General features: G+C 69.1%; 8 protein-coding genes. 6 read left to right on the plus strand and 2 right to left on the minus strand.

From position 1 onward, the window contains the following. Positions 1–118: 118 nt before the first annotated feature. The 6 genes from SLINC_RS33920 to SLINC_RS33945 all read left to right on the plus strand — a co-directional run bounded on the left by SLINC_RS33920 (position 119) and on the right by SLINC_RS33945 (position 7,818). Complete coding sequence (locus SLINC_RS33920) at positions 119–1,102, plus strand: ABC transporter permease (protein WP_067441376.1); 984 nt, start codon at positions 119–121, stop codon at positions 1,100–1,102. Beyond that, positions 1,096–1,968 (plus strand): carbohydrate ABC transporter permease, encoded by an 873-nt coding sequence (locus tag SLINC_RS33925; protein ID WP_067441378.1) that lies wholly within the window; start codon positions 1,096–1,098, stop codon positions 1,966–1,968. The genes SLINC_RS33920 and SLINC_RS33925 overlap by 7 nt, the downstream gene beginning before the upstream one ends. A 37-nt stretch (positions 1,969–2,005) precedes the next feature. After that, entirely contained in the window at positions 2,006–3,661 is a 1,656-nt protein-coding gene (locus SLINC_RS33930) for an ABC transporter substrate-binding protein (RefSeq protein ID WP_067441381.1), read from the plus strand. Next, entirely contained in the window at positions 3,658–4,335 is a 678-nt protein-coding gene (locus tag SLINC_RS33935; protein ID WP_067441387.1) for a hypothetical protein, read from the plus strand. The genes SLINC_RS33930 and SLINC_RS33935 overlap by 4 nt, the downstream gene beginning before the upstream one ends. After that, on the plus strand, positions 4,332–6,335 hold the full coding sequence (locus tag SLINC_RS33940; protein WP_067441389.1) for a beta-galactosidase: 2,004 nt from the start codon (positions 4,332–4,334) through the stop codon (positions 6,333–6,335). Before SLINC_RS33935 ends, SLINC_RS33940 begins: the two co-directional genes overlap by 4 nt. 229 nt (positions 6,336–6,564) lie before the next feature. Then, positions 6,565–7,818 carry an RNA-guided endonuclease InsQ/TnpB family protein gene (locus SLINC_RS33945; RefSeq protein WP_067441392.1) on the plus strand — a complete coding sequence of 418 codons (1,254 nt, stop codon included), beginning with the start codon at positions 6,565–6,567 and terminating at the stop codon, positions 7,816–7,818. Here the strand turns inward: SLINC_RS33945 and SLINC_RS33950 are convergent, their stop codons facing one another. Next, positions 7,819–9,777 carry an alpha-glucuronidase gene (locus SLINC_RS33950; protein WP_067441393.1) on the minus strand — a complete coding sequence of 653 codons (1,959 nt, stop codon included), beginning with the start codon at positions 9,775–9,777 and terminating at the stop codon, positions 7,819–7,821. Positions 9,778–9,796: 19 nt separating this feature from the next. Next, positions 9,797–13,540, minus strand: coding sequence for a GH92 family glycosyl hydrolase (locus tag SLINC_RS33955; RefSeq protein WP_067445987.1), 3,744 nt, complete (start codon positions 13,538–13,540; stop codon positions 9,797–9,799). Positions 13,541–13,830: the final 290 nt, after the last annotated feature.

The following is a 13,830-nucleotide window of genomic DNA, read 5'->3' on the forward strand; positions in this document are numbered from 1 at the left end:
GGCAGACCGCTGCTCAACCCATTGACAGCGCTTTCTGAGTGCCCTTAAGTTGCCGCGCAGTTACCGGTAGAAGCTCGAAAGTTTCGGTTCCACGTCTCCGTCATGGGAGGACCGAGCAATGAGCACCACCACCAAGTCGGCCTCTCCGCCCGGACTCCAGAAGCCACCCGGAGCCGATCCGCCCCCACCGCCGACCTCCCGTACCGGCTGGCGCCGCGCACTGCGCCGGGACTGGCAGCTGTACTCGCTGGCGGTTCTGCCGCTGCTGTTCTTCCTGGTCTTCCGCTATCTGCCGATGATCGGCAACGTGATCGCCTTCCGGCGCTTCGAGCCCGGCGGTTCGATCTTCGGCGAGCAGTGGGTGGGCCTGCGCTATGTCGAGATGTTCCTCAGCGACCCGACCTTCTGGCAGGTGTTCCGCAACACCCTGTGGCTGGGCGGGCTCACCCTCGTCTTCTGCTTCCCGATCCCGATCGTGCTGGCGCTGCTGCTGAACGAGGTGCGCCGGCGCTCCCTGAAGCGGTTCGTGCAGTCGGTGTCGTACCTCCCGCACTTCCTGTCGATCGTCATCGTCGCGGGCATCACCATGCAGATGCTCGCCACGGAGGGCCCGGTCAACCTCGTGCTCGGCTGGTTCGGCCACGACCCGATCCGGTTCATCCAGGAACCCGAGTGGTTCCGCACGATCTACGTCGGCTCGGAGATCTGGCAGACCGCGGGCTGGGGCACGATCCTCTACCTCGCCGCGCTCACCACGATCGACGAGGACCTGTACGAGGCCGCGCGCATCGACGGGGCCAACCGCTGGCAGCAGACCTGGCACGTCACCCTGCCCGGCATCCGCCCCACCATGATCACGCTGCTGATCCTCAACGTCGGCACCTTCCTCGCCGTCGGCTTCGAGAAGGTCCTGCTGCTGTACAACCCGCTGACCTACCAGACCTCCGACGTGATCTCCACATACGTCTACCGGACCGGTGTCGAGTCCAACAGCTTCAGCTACGCCGCCGCCATCGGCCTGTTCGAGGCGGTCATCGGCCTGGTCCTGATCACGTCCGCCAACACGCTCTCGCGCCGCACAGTGGGGACCAGCCTGTGGTGAAGCCGAGCCCTTCCTACCGCGTCTTCCAGGGCGTCAACGGGGTGATCCTCACCCTCGTCGTGATCGTGACCCTGTACCCCTTCGTCAACATCGTCGCGCGGTCCTTCAGCGGGGAACGCCAGATCCGGGCCGGTGAAGTGACCCTGTGGCCCAAGGGGTTCAACCTCACCACGTACAAGATCGTGTTCCAGGACGCGATGTTCTGGCGCAACTACGGCAACACCGTGCTCTACACGGTCGTATCGACGGCCGTGGCCATGCTTCTGACGACCTGTTACGCCTACGTCCTGTCGAAGAGGCACCTCAAGGGGCGCACCGCGCTGATCGGCATCGCCGTGTTCACGATGTTCTTCACCGGCGGTCTGATCCCCAACTACGTCCTGATCACCACGTTCGGCCTGAAGAACAGCGTCTGGGCCATCGCGCTGCCCAACGCGATCAGTGTCTTCAACCTGCTGGTGATGAAGGCCTTCTTCGAGAGCCTGCCCACCGAGTTGGAGGAGGCCGCGCAGATCGACGGACTGAGCACCTACGGCATCCTGCTCAGGATCGTGCTGCCGCTGTCCAAGGCGGTCGTCGCGACCATGGTGCTCTTCTACACGGTGTCCTACTGGAACTCCTGGTTCAGCGCGTTCCTCTACATGGACCGCACCGACCTGATGCCCGTCACCGTCTACCTGCGCAACATCATCGCCGGCGCCACCACCGGCGGCAACGCCGGAGCCACCGACGCCCAGCTCAGCCAGGTCGGCGCGAGCATCCAGGCGGTCACCATCGTGCTCACCGCGCTGCCGATCCTCTGCGTGTACCCGTTCGTCCAGCGCTATTTCGTCTCGGGCGTGATGCTCGGCGCGGTCAAGGGCTGACGGCCCGCCCCTTCCCCTACGGAACAAAGGAGTGTCCGTGAAGAACTCAGGAGAGCTGTCGCGCCGTCAGATCCTGGCCGCGGCCGGCTTCATAGGCCTCGCCACCCTCACCGGCTGCGGCAGCGGTGACGACGGCGGGGACACCAAGGACCTGACGAAGAAGCAGAACGGCGCGATGAAGAACTACCGCGCCGGACAGCAGTTCAAGGCCGCCAAGCCGCTGTCCTTCTCGGTCCTGCACAACAACAACCCCGTCTACCCGATGAAGGACGACTGGCTGTTCTGGAAGGAGGTCGCCAAGCGCACCGGCGTCACCCTGAAGCCCGTCGACGTCCCGCTCACGGACTACGAGAAGAAGCGCAGCGTCCTCATCGGCTCGGGCGACGCCCCCGTGCTGATCCCCAAGACGTACCACCCCTCCGAGGTGGCCTTCGTGTCGTCGGGCGCGATCCTGCCGGTCAGCGAGTACGTGCACCTGATGCCCAACTACCGGGCGAAGGTGAAGAAGTGGAAGCTGGAGCCGGAGCTCGACTCCATCCGGCAGTCCGACGGCAAGTACTACCTGCTGCCCGGCCTGCACGAGAAGGCCAAGTCGGGCTACTCGCTGTCCTTCCGCACGGACGTCCTCGACCGGCTCGGCCTGACCCTGCCCGAGACGTGGGACCAGGTGTACGACGTCCTGAAGGCGATCAAGGCCGAGTACCCCGACAAGTACCCCTGGACCGACCGCTGGAGCACCAACACCCCCTTCCCGTGCGGGGCGCTGTTCAGTTACCTGGGCCAGGCGTACGGGGTCAAGGCGGGCTGGTCGTACGACAACGTCACCTTCGACACCGGCGCGGGGAAGTTCGTCTTCAACGCCACGACGGACCGCTACCGCCAGATGATCGAGTTCCTGCGGAAGATCGTCGCCGAGAAGCTGCTGGACCCGGAGAGCTTCACCCAGCAGGACGACCAGGCCACGCAGAAGCTGCTGGCCGAGAAGTCCTATGTGATCAGCGCCAATCCGCAGGAGCTGGTGCAGAACTACCGCTACAACCTGGAGAAGCAGGTCAAGGGCGCGAAGATCGAGATGGTCCCGGTGCCTCTCGGACCGGCCGGCCCGGTGGTGCTGGGCGGCACCCGCCTGGAGAACGGCGTCATGGTCTCCAGCAAGGCGCTCAAGAGCGACACCTTCGTCGCGATGATGCAGTTCGTGGACTGGCTCTGGTACTCCGACGAGGGCCAGAAGTTCTGCAAGTGGGGCGTCCAGGGCGTCACCTACACCGAGTCCGGCGACCGGTACACACTGGAGCCCGGCATCGCGCTCATGGGCTCCGACCCGGACGCCCCGAAGGACCTTCAGAAGGACTACGGCTTCTTCAACGGCGTCTTCACCTACGGCGGCAGCTGGGCCCTGGTCTCCTCCTCCTTCAGCCCGGACGAGAAGAAGTTCCAGGACGTCATGACCCAGCGCCGGCAACTGCCCATCGACCCGGCCCACCCGCTCCAGTCCATGGAGCAGGAACAGGCCACGCTCTGGGACACCCCGCTGAAGGACCACGCCATCCAGAACACCCTCAAGTTCGTCCTCGGCAAGCGCCCGATGTCCGAATGGGACGCCTACGTCGCCGAGTTGAAGGCGAAGAACATGGACCGGCTGATCGACGTGCACAACAAGGCGTACGACCGCTACCGCAAGGAGAACGGGTGAGCACGTCCGTCACCTTCGGGGCGGGGGCCCTTTCCCGTGCCGCCGCCCTGGTCCACACCCTCGTCACCGTCGAGGCGCTGCTCCTCGCCGCCGCCTCACCGGGCCTGGCCGCACTGCTGCTGGTGGGCCGCGACCCGGCCAACCTGCCGCTGGCCGCCGTATGCCTGCTGCCCCTCGGCCCCGCCCTCTCCGCCGCCCTGTACGCGCTGCACCACCGCGACCGCGATCTCACCGACCTGCACCCGGCCCGCGCCTACCTGCGCGGCTGGCGGCTCAACGCGCTCCCGGCGCTGAAGCTGTGGACGCCGCTGCTGGCCTGGCTCACCGTGATCGCGTTCACGCTGACCCACTTCCCGGCCACCGGCCTGCCCGGCTGGTGGGCGGTGCTGCTCGCGGGCACCGGCGCCGTCTCGCTGCTGTGGGGTGCGCACGCCCTGGTGCTCACCTCGCTGTTCACCTTCCGCGCCCGTGACACCGCCCGCCTCGCCGGGTACTTCCTGCTCCGGCACGGCCGCGCCACCCTCGGCGCCGCCTCCCTGCTCGTCCTGACCGCCGCTCTCACCGCCCTGCTGACCGAGGCCCTGCCCGCCCTGCTGGCCGCACCCCTGCTGCTGTCCCTGCTGCACAGCGGCCGCCCGGTGATCGCCGAGACCCAGGAGGACTTCACCGCATGACGTCCAAGATCCGGTACGGCGGTGACTACAACCCCGAGCAATGGCCCGAGGAGGTCTGGGACGAGGACCACCGGCTGTTCACGCGGGCCGGCATCGACACCCTCACGGTCGGTGTCTTCTCCTGGGCCCTGACCCAACCCGCCCCGGACACCTTCGACTTCACGGTCCTGGACCGCATCCTGGACCGGGCCGCCGCCGAGGGCCGCCAGGTCTGCCTGGCCACCGGCACGGCCGCCCTGCCGCCCTGGCTCGCGAAGCGGCACCCCGAGGTCAACCGCACCGACTTCGAGGGCCGCCGTCACCGCTACGGCCAGCGCCACAACTTCTGCCCCAGCTCACCGGCGTACCGCCGGCACGCCACGGCGCTGGCCGCCCTGCTCGCCGAACGGTACGCGCGGCACCCGGCGTTGCTCGCCTGGCACATCAACAACGAGTACGGCGGCGCCTGTTACTGCGAGATGTGCGCCGACGCGTTCCGGACCTGGCTCCGGGACCGGTACGTCACCCTCGATGCCCTCAACGACGCCTGGTGCACGACCTTCTGGTCCCACCGCTACACCGACTTCGACGAGATCGAACCCCCGAGCGCGCTCACCGAGCACTGGCGCGGCCCCGACCACACCGCCTTCCAGGGCACCACCCTCGACTACTTCCGGTTCACCACCGACGCGCTGCTCGGCTGCTTCCTCGCCGAGAAGGAGGTGATCCGCGCCCACGACCCGGACACCCCCGTCACCACCAACTTCATGGGCATGTTCCGCCCCCTCGACTACCACCGCTGGGCGCCCCACCTCGACTTCGCCTCCTGGGACAGCTACCCGCCCCTGGACGCCCCGCCGACCTGGCCCGCCCTGGCCCACGACCTGATGCGGGGCCTGAAGGACGGCGCCCCCTTCTGGCTGATGGAGCAGACCCCGTCCACCACCGCCTGCCGAGACGTCAACCCCCTGAGACGACCAGGGGAGTTGCGCCTGGCCACCTACCAGGCGATCGCCCACGGCGCCGACGCGGCCCTCTACTTCCAGATGCGCGCCTCACGCGGCGCCTGCGAGAAGTACCACGGGGCGGTCATCGGCCACGCGGGCCGCGACGACACCCGCGTCTTCCGTGAAGTCGCCGCGATCGGCCGAGAGTTCGCGGAACTCGGTGACATCACACTCGGCGCCCGCACCCCCGCCCGCACGGCCCTGCTCTTCGACTGGGACAGCTGGTGGGCCCTGGAGATCTCCGACGGCCCGTCCCGGCCGCTCAAGTACCAGAACGTCGTCCACGCCTACTACCGCGCCGCCCGCGAGGCCGGCGCCGACGTGGACGTGCTCCCGCAGACCGCCGACCTCACCGGCTACGACGTCGTCCTCGCCCCCGTCCTGCACATGGTCAAGGGCGACCTGGCCGGCCGACTCGAAGCGGTCGCCGCCCGCGGCGGCACGGTCCTGGCGACCTTCCTCTCGGGCCGCGTCGACGAGCACGACCGCGCCTTCCTCACCGACGTCCCCGGACCGCTCGCACCCCTCATGGGGATCCGCGTCGACGAATGGGACTCCCGCCCGCCGGAGTTCGTCCAGCCCGTACCTGAGCTGTCCGCCGAGGCACGCCTCGTCTTCGAGATCGTGCTGCCACGCGGTGCCGAACCGGTCGCCACATACGGCACCGACTTCTACGCGGGCACCCCCGCCGTCACCCGCAACCGCTACGGCGAGCGTGGGGGCGAGGCTTGGTACGTCGCCACCGCCCTCGACCAGCCCGGCGTCGACCAGGTGGTACGGCGCGTCCTGGCCCGCCACGACCTCATTGGCCCGTACGTCGAGCACCCGGGCCTGGAGACCGCCACCCGCGTCGCCCCCGACGGCACCCGCGTCCTCTTCCTCCTCAACCACGCCACGCAGCCGGCCCGCCTGACCGCCCACGCCGCCGCGACCGACCTGCTGACCGGCAAGCGGGTCGAGGAGGGCGAAGCCCTGACCCTCGACCCGCTCGGTACCGCGATCCTGCGCCTTTAGCAGCTTCAGCGGAATCTCGCGAGGAATCCCGGGGCTTCAGCCCCGGGAGGAATCGTGTCTGGCGAGGGCGACGCGGAGCATCGCGGCATCTGGGGTTCGGGCGCGGAGCGCCCGTAGGGCAGCTGACGGAGCAGGCGAAATCGAACGTCCGGACGGCTCGTCGCTGGATAGTGGGGCAGGTGTGCGGAAGTCGTCTGTTTGTGTGGCTGTGCTCGTAGGGTCGGGTGTCATGAAGCTGGTGGTGCAGGTCAAACTGTTGCCGACGCCCGTGCAGGCGGCGGCGCTTGAGGCGACCCTGCATGCCTGCAACGAGGCGGCATCCTGGGTGTCCGGGGTGGCGTTCGAGAAGGATGTGAAGCGGAACTTCGCGCTGCGGGAGCACACCTACGCCGAGGTCAAGCAGCGGTGGGGGCTGGGGGCGCAGGCCGCTCAGCACGTCATCAAGAAGACCTGTGACGCCTACCGGACGCTGGCGGCGAATGCGAAGGCCGGGAACCTGGGCAAGCCGTGGTCGAAGCGGTATCGGCGGGCGGTGGAGAAGCCTGTCGTCTTCCGGCCGGAGGGCGCCCAGCCCTACGACGACCGGATGCTGTCCTGGCAGATCACCGAGCGTACGGTCTCTCTCTGGACGTTGTCGGGGCGGGTGAAGCGCGTGGCGTTCACCGCCTCCCCGGAGCAGCTGACCCGTCTGGCGCTGTACCGCAAGGGCGAGTCCGACCTCATCGCCCGGGACGGCATGTGGTTGCTGAATGCCACCTGCGAGGTCCCCGAAGCCGAACCGGACAGCGCCCCGGCGGGCTTCCTCGGCCTCGACCTGGGCATCGTGAACATCGCCACCACGTCGGACGGCGAGATCATGGCCGGGCGCGCTCTGAACCGGGGACGGCTGCGTGAGCGCACGCTGCGCACCAAGCTGCAGAAGAAGAACACCCCGTCCGCCAAGCGCCGGCTGAAGAAGCGGCGGCGCAAGGAGGCGCGGCGGGCGAAGGACATCAACCACAAGATCGCAAAGCATGTGGTGGCCGAGGCAGAACGCACCTCGCGCGGCATCGCCCTGGAAGACCTCACGGGTATCCGCGAGAGGGTCCGGCTTCGCAAGCCCCAACGGGCCACTCACTCAAGTTGGGCCTTCGCCCAGCTCGGCAATTTCATCGCGTACAAGGCCCGCAAGGCGGGAGTGCCGGTGGTGTACGTCGATCCGGCGTACACCTCGCGCACCTGCGCCGAATGTGGCCACATCGACAGAGCGAACCGGGTCTCCCAGGCGTGGTTCGCGTGCCGGTCCTGCGGATTCGTTGATCACGCGGACCGGAACAGCTCCCGCAACATCCGCCGGCGTGCGGAAGAGTTGTGGCGACGAGGGGCGCAGTCAACCGCCCCAGACCCACCCCCGATACCGGGGCGCGGGACAGGACGCAAGCGCAGCACCACAACCAGTGGCGCCCGCTGTGCAAGCCCGGGAACTTTAGTCCCGGGTCGTTGACTAGATGCGGCGCCCATGGGCGTCCGGCACACCCGACTTGCGGAAGAAGTAGCTGTTGATCTGATCCCGCCACTCGCGGGCACTCCGGAGCTGCTCCTCGAAGAGCTCCGCCACCCGCGCGTGACGCGCCGGATCCACCAGCCCGGCCAGCGAGGCCCACACCTCCCGGGCCGCCTCCACCTCCTCCACGCCCTCGAAGTGCGTGTCGTAGATGTGCTGGATCACCGTTGTGCCGCTGTGCAGCATGTGCCCGTAGGACACGTGGTGGAAGAACAGCAGCAGCTCGTCGGGGCAGGTGTCCGTCGACTCGTAGACCTCGGACCAGGGCTTGCCGTACTGCCCCGCGTACCCGGTGCCGGTGGCGCGGCTGCGGTCCACGCCGAGCCCGTCGCGATCAGCGAAGTGGTAGGTGCCCCACGGGCTGTACTCGTAGCCGTCCACGCTCGGGCCGTAGTGGTGCCCCGGCTGCACCATGAAGCCGACCCCGAGTGGCGCGGTGTACTTCTCGTACGTCCGCCAGGAGCCGTCCAGGACGGCGTGCAGCCCGTCGGTCAGCGGCTCCGGGGGGTCCGGGAAGGTCAGCCGGATCCACTCGTCCAGGACGGCTGCCGGGTCCGCGTCCGGTTGCCACGCCAGCCGCCCGAAGGTGTACAGGTTCGCCTGGGCCAGCGGATGCCCGGTCCAGAACGGGTCGTCGCCCACGTTGGACACGGCGACCAGCCCGCCCCGCGCCAACTCCCCGACGGAGGAACCCTGTTCGACGGGGAACCGCAGCACCTCGCTCCACATCGGCCCGAGCCAGCACACGTGCCGCTGCTGCCCGGTGTACTCCTGCGTGGCCTGCAGCTCCACCGCCAGCCGGGTGCCGGGCATCGCGCCGATCAGCGGCGAGACCGGCTCCCGCACCTGGAAGTCCAGCGGGCCGTGCTTGATCTGGAGCACGGCGTTGTCGGCGAACTCCCCGTCCAGGGGCACGAAATGGTCGTACGCGGCCCGCGCCCGGTCGGTCGTGCGGTCCCGCCAGTCCTGGCGGTGGTCGTAGACGAAGGCCCGCCAGTGGACCGTGCCGCCGTGCGGCTCCAGCGCGGCGGCCAGCATGTTCGCGCCGTCCGCGTGCGTACGGCCGTAGGCGAACGGGCCGGGCTGCCCCTCGGAGTCGGCCTTCACCACGAACCCACCGAAGTCCGGGATCGCCGCGTACACCCCGGCGACCGCCCGCGCCCACCACGCCCGCACCTCCGCGTCCAGCGGATCGGCGCTCGCCAGTCCGCCGAGCACGACTGGCGCGGCGAAGGTGACCGACAGATGCGTCCGGATGCCGTACGGCCTCAACGCCCCCGCGATCTCGGCGACTTCGCCGATCCGGTCGGTCAGCAGACGGGCCTCGGTGGCGTGCACGTTGACGTTGTTCACGGCCACGGCGTTGATCCCGCAGGCCGCGAGCAGCCTGCCGTACGCCCGCACCCGCTCCAGGTCCCCGCGCGCCCGCCCGTCCTGCCAGAACAGCGACCCGCCCGCGTACCCGCGCTCGACCTGCCCCATGACCGGATGCACGGCCACGTTGTCCCAGTGGTCGAGCATGCGCAGCGCCACCCGGGGGCGGAACAGCTCCGGCGGGTACGCGCCCTGGAACGCGGCCTCCCCGAGCCGTACGACATGGAACAGCCCGTACAGCAGGCCGCGCCCGCCGGACGCGGTGACGGTCGTACGGCCGTCGGCACGGCCGCAGGTGAAGGCCTCGGAGCCGTCGCCGTCGCCGGTCAGCTCCAGCGCCAGGTCGTAGGCGGCACCGCCCGGTCCGGCGTCGAGGTCGACCCGACCACCGAACCGGGCGCAGGCCCCGGCCACTTCCGTGTGCACGGTGTCCACCAGCGGACCCGAACCGCGGATCAGTGTCCGCCGGGTGCCGATCGGCCGGAACACACCGTCCGGCAGCCAGGCCGGATCGACACCCCGCATGAGACACCGACTCCCTTGGTCAGGCGAGCAGTTCGGCTTCCGAGACCACCGCCTCGCCGTCGAGCACCAGGCGGTACCTCCCGTACGTACCCGGAGACCCCACGGTGAACGCCCGGGTCTGCCGGTCCCACGCGAAGGACTGCCCGGACCGCCGGTCGAGGGTCTTCCAGGTGGTTCCGTCGTCGGAGCCCTGGAGCGTCCAGCCGGTCGGCGCCTTGGCGCGGTCGGTGGACGAACTCACCGTGTACTGAAGGCCCTTGACCGGACCGGACACCGGAAGGTCCACGGACGTCACGGTCGCGTCCGTGCCCGAGGTGTCGTCGAACAGGGCGCCCTCGCCCTTCAGCACGTCCGCCCTCGGCGCCGGCACCTTGTCGTCCTGGGTGATGGACACCGGCGCCGCGTTCCTCCCCGTGCCCCACGACGACGGGCGCGGCCCCATGTCGAAGTCCAGGACGGCACCCCTGGAGAGGACCGAGTGGGGCAGGGAAGTCGACGTCCAGGTACGGCCGTTGACCTTCAGGCCCTGGACGTAGACATTGCGGGCGCTGTTCTTCGGAGCCCGCACCACCAGCTCCCGCCCGTTCTCCAGGTGGACCGTCGCCTTCGTGAACAGCGGGGAGCCGACGGCGTACTCGCCGCTGCCCATCACCAGCGGGTAGAAGCCCAGCGCGGAGAAGAGGAACCAGGCCGACTGCTCGCCGTTGTCCTCGTCACCGTGGTAGCCCTGCCCGATCTCGCTGCCGGTGTACAGGCGCGACAGCACCTCGCGGACATTGCGCTGCGTCTTCCAGGGCTGCCCGGCCGCGTCGTACATGTAGTTCACGTGGTGGGCGACCTGGTTGGAGTGCCCGTACATGCCCATCCGGACGTCCCGGGCCTCCGTCATCTCGTGGATGACACCGCCGTAGGAGCCGACGAAGTCCGGTGAGGCCGTCTCCGGCGTGGCGAAGTACTCGTCTAGCTTGTCCGCCAGTCCGCGGCGGCCGCCGTACAGGTTGGCCAGGCCCCGGCTGTCCTGCGGGGCGGTGAAGGCGTAGCCCCAGCCGTTGGTCTCGGTGTAGTCGTGGCCCCACACACGCGGGTCGTACGCCGAGGACTCGACGCGCCAGTCGCCCTTGGCGTCGCGGCCCTGGAAGAAGCCGGCCCGGGAGTCGAAGAGGTTCACATAGTCCCGGGCCCGGTTCAGGAAGTACTCCGACTCCTCCTGGTAGCGCTTCTCGCCGGTCTCCCTGTACAGCGCCCGGCCCATCCGTGCGATGCCGTAGTCGTTGAGGTAGCCCTCCAGCGCCCAGGACAGGCCCTCGTGGGTGTCGGTGCTCGTGTAGCCGAGGAAGGGGGAGGTGGCCATGCCCTTGCGGCCCACGCCGGAGGAGGGCGGCACGACGGTGGCGTTCTTCACGGCCGCCTCGTACGCCGACCTCGCGTCGAAGTCGACGCCCTTGACGTACGCGTCCGCGAAGGCCACGTCGGAGGAGGTGCCGGTCATCAGGTCCGCGTACCCGGGCGAGGACCAGCGGGAGGTCCAGCCGCCGTCCTTGTACTGCTGCACGAACCCGTCGGCCATCTCACCCGCCTGAGAGGGTGTCAGCAGCGAGTACGCCGGCCAGGTCGTCCGATAGGTGTCCCAGAAGCCGTTGTTGACGTACACCTTGCCGTCCATGATCTTCGCGCCGGTGTGCGTCGGGGTGTCCGGGCCGGGCATCGGCGAGAACGGGGAGGCGTACTGGAACTTCGAACCGACCTTCTCGAAGCCCGAGTTGGGGTACAGGTACAGCCGGTACAGGCTGGAGTACAGCGTGGTCAGCTGGTCCGGGGTGGCGCCCTCGACCTCGACCTTGCCGAGGATCCGGTCCCACTGCCGCTGGGCCCGGTTCCTCACCGTCTCGAAGGAGGTGCCGTCGGGGATCTCCTGGCGGAGGTTGTCCTTGGCCTGGTCGAGGCCGATGAGCGAGGTCGCCAGGCGCAGGGTGACGGTCCGGTCGTCGCCCGCGTCGAACCGCAGACGCCCCTTGACCCCGCTGGACGCCCCGTCCGTCACGGGCTTGTCGAACACGCCGTAGACGAAGAGCCGGGTCGCCCCCGTCGACAGCCCCGACTTGACGTCCGAGTAGCCGGTGACGACCCCCGCCGCCGTGTCGAGCGTGAGCCCCGCCTGGTCCGTCACGTTGTCGAAGAGGACACTCGCGTCCTCGCCCGGGTAGCTGAAGCGGAGCACCGCCGCGTGGTCCGTCGGGGCCATCTCCGCCTTCAGCCCGTTCTCGAACCGCACCCCGTAGTAGTACGGCCGCGCGGTCTCGTTCTCGTGCCGGAAGGCCAGCTCGCGGGCCTCCCGGCCGGTGTCCGGGGTGCCGGCGGCGGCCGACGGCATCACCTGGAAGGTCTGCCGGTCGCCCATCCAGGGGCTCGGCTCGTGGCTCGCGCTGAACGCCTGGATCGTCGGCAGGTTGTCCGCGTTGTTCGCGCGGGCGTAGTCGTACAGCCAGCTCAGCGAGCCGGCGTTGGTCACCGGCGTCCAGAAGTTGAAGCCGTGCGGGACCGCCGTCGCCGGGAAGTTGTTGCCGCGCGAGAAGGCGCCGCTGGAGTGGGTGCCGCGGGTGGTGAGCGCGTAGTCGGAGAGATGGGCCCTGGGCCGCTCGGGGGCGACGGGCTCGATCGTCACGTCGTCCAGCCAGCCGCGGAACTTCGCCGGACCGGCGGGGGAGTCGTACCCGACCAGGATCCGGTCGACGGTCCGGCCGGCCGCGACCGATCCGATCCGCGAGGCCACGTGGTTCCACTGGTTGACGTAGAGCGCCTTGGCGGCGCCCTGCCCCCGCGGCGACAGCGCGAATCCGTGCTGGTCCGTCGCCCCGAGGCCGCTCAGCGAGGTGCCGTCCGTGAAGACGAGGTCCACCGCCACGTTGGTGGCGTCGTAGTCGCGGTCGCCGTCCGCCATCGACGGGAAGATCCGGTACGACAGCCGGGTGTTCCGGCCGACCGCCACGTTCACGTCGAGGACCTTGTTGTACGAGTACGCCCGCCCGTCGGCCGTGTGCCGTCCGGCGTAACGCAGGGCCCTCTTTCCGGTGAATCCGGCGCCCGCCTTCGCGGTGGGCGAGCCGCTCGGACCGCGGTCGACGAGCGAGAGCATGTCCGGCGGGACCGGGCCCTCGTCACCGCCGGTGGAGAACTGCACGTCGGCGAGCTGGAGGATGCCCTCGGCGCCGTTGTTCCCGGTGATGTCGACACGGAAGTGCCGGTACTCCGCCGGCTCCGCGAGGTCGTACGTCCTCGTCTGGAACCGCTCGGCGAAGGTCTCCCCGGAGCGGGTGTCGAGGGTCTTCCACTCTTTGCCGTCCGTGGAGCCCTTCAGGGTCCATTCCTTCGGGTCGCGCGCGGCGACGTCGTTCGCGGACGTGAACGCGTACCGGACCACCTTCACGGGCTCGTCCAGGTCGAACTCGACCCAGCCTGCCGACTCGAAGACCAGCCACTTGGTTCCCGGTTCGCCGTCGACCAGGTTCTCCTTCACCTCGCCGCCGCCGGTGTTCTCCCCGCTCGCCCGGATGTCCGTGACCTTGTCGGTGACATTGCCCGGGATGCCGGAGCTGTAGCCGCCGTCCACCCCCGCGGCCCGCTTGCCGCCGTCCGGCGCGGTGTCGACGGTGCTGATCCAGTCGGGTGCCGGATCACCCGACTCGAAGGAGGTGGCGAACGACCGGTCGGCCGCCGCGGGTGCCTCCGGCAGGGCGACCGCCGCGCCCTGGGAGCCCACCGTCATGACAAAGGCGGCCGCCACCGTCGCGACCGCCGCACCACGTCTGTGCCGAACTCCGTGTTGCCGAACTCTGTGCTGTCGCATACGCGAGCACTCTCCCTGCACCAAGTGGACAACGTTGTCAACTTCCTTGCGCAAGGATTAGTTGTTGCTCAAGTGGACAGTGTTGTCAAGGGTGTTGACTGTGGCATTCGGGGTCTATGTCAGGGATTTTTCCGGCAAGAGGCGCACAGGTCGCTCATATTTCCGGGAGGTCTCAACTCGGAAAAGACCCTCGGCCAACCTTGCATTCG

It is taken from the genome of Streptomyces lincolnensis, from assembly GCF_001685355.1.
Classification (GTDB): domain Bacteria; phylum Actinomycetota; class Actinomycetes; order Streptomycetales; family Streptomycetaceae; genus Streptomyces; species Streptomyces lincolnensis.